A 3,875-nucleotide genomic window follows, 5' to 3' on the forward strand; every position below is an offset into this window, starting at 1 on the left:
CCACGTTGGTATCGAGAACAAACATCATGAGAAATCAACCGGCCGGGGTTCGATGCTCACACGCGGCGGCTCAAACTCGATGTCGGCAATACCCGGCATCGCCAGCGCATCGGCAATGTTGCGCCGTTGCTTTGTGAGCCGCTGATAGTCGTCAAAGCTCAAAAGCACATGGGCAGGTTTGCCCCGGGCTGTGATGAACACCGGTCCATTGTTTGCGGCCCGTTTTGCCTCGCTTGTCCCCTGGTTGAACTCGCGGCTTGATAAGGTGGTAATGGTCATGATGGCACCCCATATGCTTGAATAATGTAGATACGTTACTACAATGAGCAAACAAGCGCAAGCGTTAGCCTTGTCCAACGTGGTATGAGTCTGAAGGAGCCCCGTATTTCCAACGAGGTATGAGTCTGAAGGGGCGGTTGCAGGCCCCGAGCAAGGGTGGGTTGATCATCAGGAAATGGTGCTCAACATGGACGAGACGCGGCTCACGACGATCGCGCAAATTGAACAGTTTTTGGTCGCCAGCGCGGTGGTGCATTTCACCCCCAGCCAGGACGATGAGGATGACCAGGGCGCGCGCCAAGCTCAGGCGCCGCCGCATTCCGCCCGACAGCGCGGCGGGCCGGGGGCCGTACGTCAGGGCCGCGAATTCGAGCCCGTTGGCTTGGCTCATGCGCAGGAACGAAACACTGTCGTAGCGGTGGCCCACTACTCCCTGATCTGCCGCCCCGTGAGCTTGAGGAACAGGTCCTCGAGGTTCGCCGGGCGGTGCAGCGTGCGCAGGTGGCCGTGGGCGGCGAGCGCTTGCAGCAGCGGCTGCGCGTTCTGCGTGTAGAAGAACACCGTCTCGCCGCTGGTTTCCACGCGCGCGGCGAGCGTGCGCAGCGCGGCGTCCTCGGCCAGCGCCGCGGCGCCCACGCCGAATACCTCCACCACGTCGGGCTCCAGGTGCTCGGCGATCAGCGCGCGCGGGCGGCCCTCGGCGATCTTGCGCCCGTGGTCGAGCACCAGCAGGCGCGAGCACAGGCGCTCGGCCTCGTCCATGAAATGGGTCGTCAGCAGGATCGACTTGCCCTGCTGCAATAGCTGCTGCAGGCGCTCCCACATGAGGTGGCGGGCCTGGGGGTCGAGGCCCGTGGTGGGCTCGTCGAGCAGCAGCAGGCGTGGGTCGTTGACGAGGGCGCGCGCCAGGCTCAGGCGCCGCCGCATTCCGCCCGACAGCGTGGCGGGCCGGACGTCGGCCTTGTGCGTCAGGGCCGCGAATTCGAGCAGGCGCGCGACGCGCTCGTCCATCACCGGACCTCGGAGGCCGAAGTAGCGGCCGAACACGCGCAGGTTCTCGGCGCAGCTGAAGTCGGGGTCGAGCGTGTCGAACTGGGCGACCACGCCGAGCTGCGCCCTGATCGCCAGCGCGTCGTGGGGCATGCGCAGCGGCGCGTCTGCCGGTTGCGGTTGGAAATGCACGCTGCCGCCGTCGGGCGCTGCATGGCCCAGGCAGATGCGCAAGGTGGTGGTCTTGCCCGCGCCGTTCGGGCCGATGACGCCCAGGCATTCGCCGGGGGCGATGGCAAAGGAGACGTCGTCCACCGCCGTGGCCGTGCCATAGCGCTTGCGCAGGTGCAATGCTTCAAAGAGTGCGGTCATGCCCGGATTGTGTGCTCTGTCCGGCCCGCGCGGGCGCCCTTCGGCAAAAGACCGCACGCGCAGGCTCCTATGATTCGCCGGGGCCGCGGCTTGCGGCACTGCAAAGGGAGCTTGTGATGGATTTGGGGATTGCCGGCAAATGGGCGCTGGTGTGCGGCGCGAGCAAGGGGCTGGGCTACGGCTGCGCGCACGCGCTGGTGCGCGAGGGCGTGCACGTGGTGGTGAATGCGCGCAGCGCCCGGGCGCTGGACGCGGCGGCGAGCCGTTTGGCGGCTGAGGCGGCCAAGGCCGCGGGCCGGGGCGGCGCCCCAGCGCGCGTGCTGAGCGTCGCCGCGGACATCACCAGCGCCGCAGGGCGCGCCGCGGCGCTCTCCGTGGCTGGCGGCCCGGGGCGGGACTTCGACATCGTGGTCACGAACGCCGGCGGTCCGCCCACGGGGGATTTTCGCGAATGGGACCGCGCCGCCTGGATTGCGGCGCTGGACGCGAACATGCTCGCCCCCATCGAGCTCATCGGGGCCACGCTCGACGGCATGGCGGCGCGCGGTTTTGGCCGCATCGTGAACATCACCTCCAGCGCGGTGAAGGCGCCCATCGACGTTCTGGGCCTGTCCAACGGCGCGCGCAGCGGCCTCACGGGCTTTGTCGCGGGCGTCGCGCGCAGCCCGATCGCCGCCCGGGGCGTGACCATCAACAACCTGCTGCCCGGAAGGTTCGATACCGACCGGCTGGTCGCGACCGTGCACGCCGTCGCGGCCAAGTCGGGCAAGAGCGTGGACGCGGTGCGCCAGGCGCAGCAGGCGCTGATTCCTGCGGGGCGCTACGGCCGGGCCGATGAGTTCGGCGCGATTTGCGCGTTTCTGTGCAGCGTGCACGCGGGCTACGTCACGGGCCAGAACCTGCTGGCCGATGGCGGCGCGTACCCCGGCGTTTTCTGACGCGGCGGCCGCTGTGCGATGATTCCGCGCGGCCTGCATTCCGGCCCGCATTCCAGCGCAACAGGAGTCCGTTTCCATGAGCCTCGCCGTCCAGATCCGCCAGCACGGCGGCCCCGAAGAGCTTGCCCTCGTTGACCTGACCGTGGGCGCGCCCGGCCCGGGCGAGGTGCTCATCCGCCACCACGCGATCGGCCTGAATTTCATCGACGTGTACCACCGCACGGGCCTGTACCCGCTGAGCCTGCCCGCGGGAATCGGCATGGAGGCGGCGGGCGTGGTGCAGGCCGTGGGCGCGGGCGTCACGCACCTCGCGCCGGGCGACCGCGCCGTGTACGCCAGCATGCCCCCGGGCAGCTACTGCGAAATGCGCGTGCTGCCTGCGCAGTGCGTGTGCCGGCTGCCCGACGCGATCGGCTTCGACACCGGCGCGGCGATGATGCTCAAGGGCCTGACGGCGCAGTATCTGCTCAAGAAGACCCGGCCCGTCGAAGGGCTGCAAGCCGGTGACCATGTGCTGTTCCACGCCGCTGCGGGCGGCGTCGGGCTGATCGCCTGCCAGTGGGCCAAGGCGCTGGGCCTGCAACTCATCGGCACGGCGGGCAGCGACGCCAAATGCCGGCTCGCGCTGGACAACGGCGCGGCGCACGCCATCAACTACTGCCGCGAAGACTTCGCCGCCCGGGTGCGCGAGATCACCGGCGGCAAGGGCGTGAAGGTGGTGTACGACTCGGTGGGCAAGGACACCTGGGAGAAGTCGCTCGAATGCCTGCGCCCGCTGGGCCTGATGGCGAGTTTTGGCAATGCCTCGGGCCCGGTGGCGCCGTTTGCGCCGGGCCTGTTGGGCGCCAAGGGCTCGCTCTACGTCACGCGCCAGACGCTGTTCACGCACATTGCCACGCGCGCGAGCGTGCAGGCCATGGCCGAGGATCTGTTCGCCGTGGTGGCCAGCGGCCAGGTCAGGGTCCACATCGACCAGCGCTACCCGCTCGCCGAGGTGCAGCAGGCGCACCGTGACCTTGAGGCGCGCAAGACCACGGGCAGCACCATCCTCACGCCGTGAGCGCGCCCGACGACCCGTCGTTCGGGCGCTGGCTCGCCGCCGCGCGGCGCATGGCGCAGCGCCCCGCGCCCCGGCCGCGCGAGGCCTTTGTGCTCGCGGGGCAGGTGGTGGGCTCGGTGGCCCCGGGGTTTTTGCAGCAAATCGACTTGGCGCGCCTGGCCGAACAGGGCGGCAGGCTGCGGCAGCATTCCGGGGCCTGGCATCTGGAGGCGGCGCCCGAGGCGCGCACCGCGGCG

5 protein-coding genes and 2 pseudogenes are annotated in these 3,875 nt (G+C 69.4%); 3 read left to right on the plus strand and 4 right to left on the minus strand.

From position 1 onward, the window contains the following. Positions 1-24: 24 nt before the first annotated feature. From VTU_RS0124160 to VTU_RS35955, 4 genes and pseudogenes are all read right to left on the minus strand, one after another. Positions 25-279, minus strand: coding sequence for a type II toxin-antitoxin system Phd/YefM family antitoxin (locus VTU_RS0124160; protein WP_010110235.1), 255 nt, complete (start codon positions 277-279; stop codon positions 25-27). A 64-nt stretch (positions 280-343) separates the two neighbouring features. Then, positions 344-706, minus strand: coding sequence for a P-loop NTPase family protein (locus VTU_RS0124165; protein WP_010110237.1), 363 nt, complete (start codon positions 704-706; stop codon positions 344-346). Next, on the minus strand, positions 706-1,041 hold the full coding sequence (locus tag VTU_RS35950; RefSeq protein ID WP_498370524.1) for an ATP-binding cassette domain-containing protein: 336 nt from the start codon (positions 1,039-1,041) through the stop codon (positions 706-708). The genes VTU_RS0124165 and VTU_RS35950 overlap by 1 nt, the downstream gene beginning before the upstream one ends. A 15-nt stretch (positions 1,042-1,056) precedes the next feature. Further along, positions 1,057-1,587, minus strand: a pseudogene (locus VTU_RS35955) (ATP-binding cassette domain-containing protein); the annotation flags it as partial. A 170-nt stretch (positions 1,588-1,757) separates the two neighbouring features. Between VTU_RS35955 and VTU_RS0124175 the strand changes: the two are divergent. The 3 genes and pseudogenes from VTU_RS0124175 to VTU_RS30215 all read left to right on the plus strand — a co-directional run. Continuing rightward, complete coding sequence (locus tag VTU_RS0124175) at positions 1,758-2,579, plus strand: SDR family oxidoreductase (RefSeq protein WP_010110241.1); 822 nt, start codon at positions 1,758-1,760, stop codon at positions 2,577-2,579. A gap of 76 nt (positions 2,580-2,655) precedes the next feature. Beyond that, on the plus strand, positions 2,656-3,639 hold the full coding sequence (locus VTU_RS0124180) for a quinone oxidoreductase family protein (RefSeq protein WP_010110242.1): 984 nt from the start codon (positions 2,656-2,658) through the stop codon (positions 3,637-3,639). After that, positions 3,636-3,875 (plus strand): annotated as a pseudogene (locus VTU_RS30215) (NUDIX hydrolase); the annotation flags it as partial. The gene VTU_RS0124180 and the pseudogene VTU_RS30215, both read left to right, overlap by 4 nt.

It is taken from the genome of Verminephrobacter aporrectodeae subsp. tuberculatae At4 (genome assembly GCF_000193225.1).
In the GTDB taxonomy this organism is placed as follows: domain Bacteria; phylum Pseudomonadota; class Gammaproteobacteria; order Burkholderiales; family Burkholderiaceae_C; genus Acidovorax; species Acidovorax aporrectodeae.

Excerpts from the sequence above, each read along its gene's own strand:
- VTU_RS0124175 (WP_010110241.1), top strand. The coding sequence starts at position 1,758 with ATGGATTTGGGGATTGCCGGCAAATGGGCGCTGGTGTGCGGCGCGAGC.
- VTU_RS35950 (WP_498370524.1), bottom strand. The coding sequence starts at position 1,041 with ATGGACGAGGCCGAGCGCCTGTGCTCGCGCCTGCTGGTGCTCGACCAC.
- VTU_RS0124160 (WP_010110235.1), bottom strand. The coding sequence starts at position 279 with ATGACCATTACCACCTTATCAAGCCGCGAGTTCAACCAGGGGACAAGC.
- VTU_RS0124180 (WP_010110242.1), top strand. The coding sequence starts at position 2,656 with ATGAGCCTCGCCGTCCAGATCCGCCAGCACGGCGGCCCCGAAGAGCTT.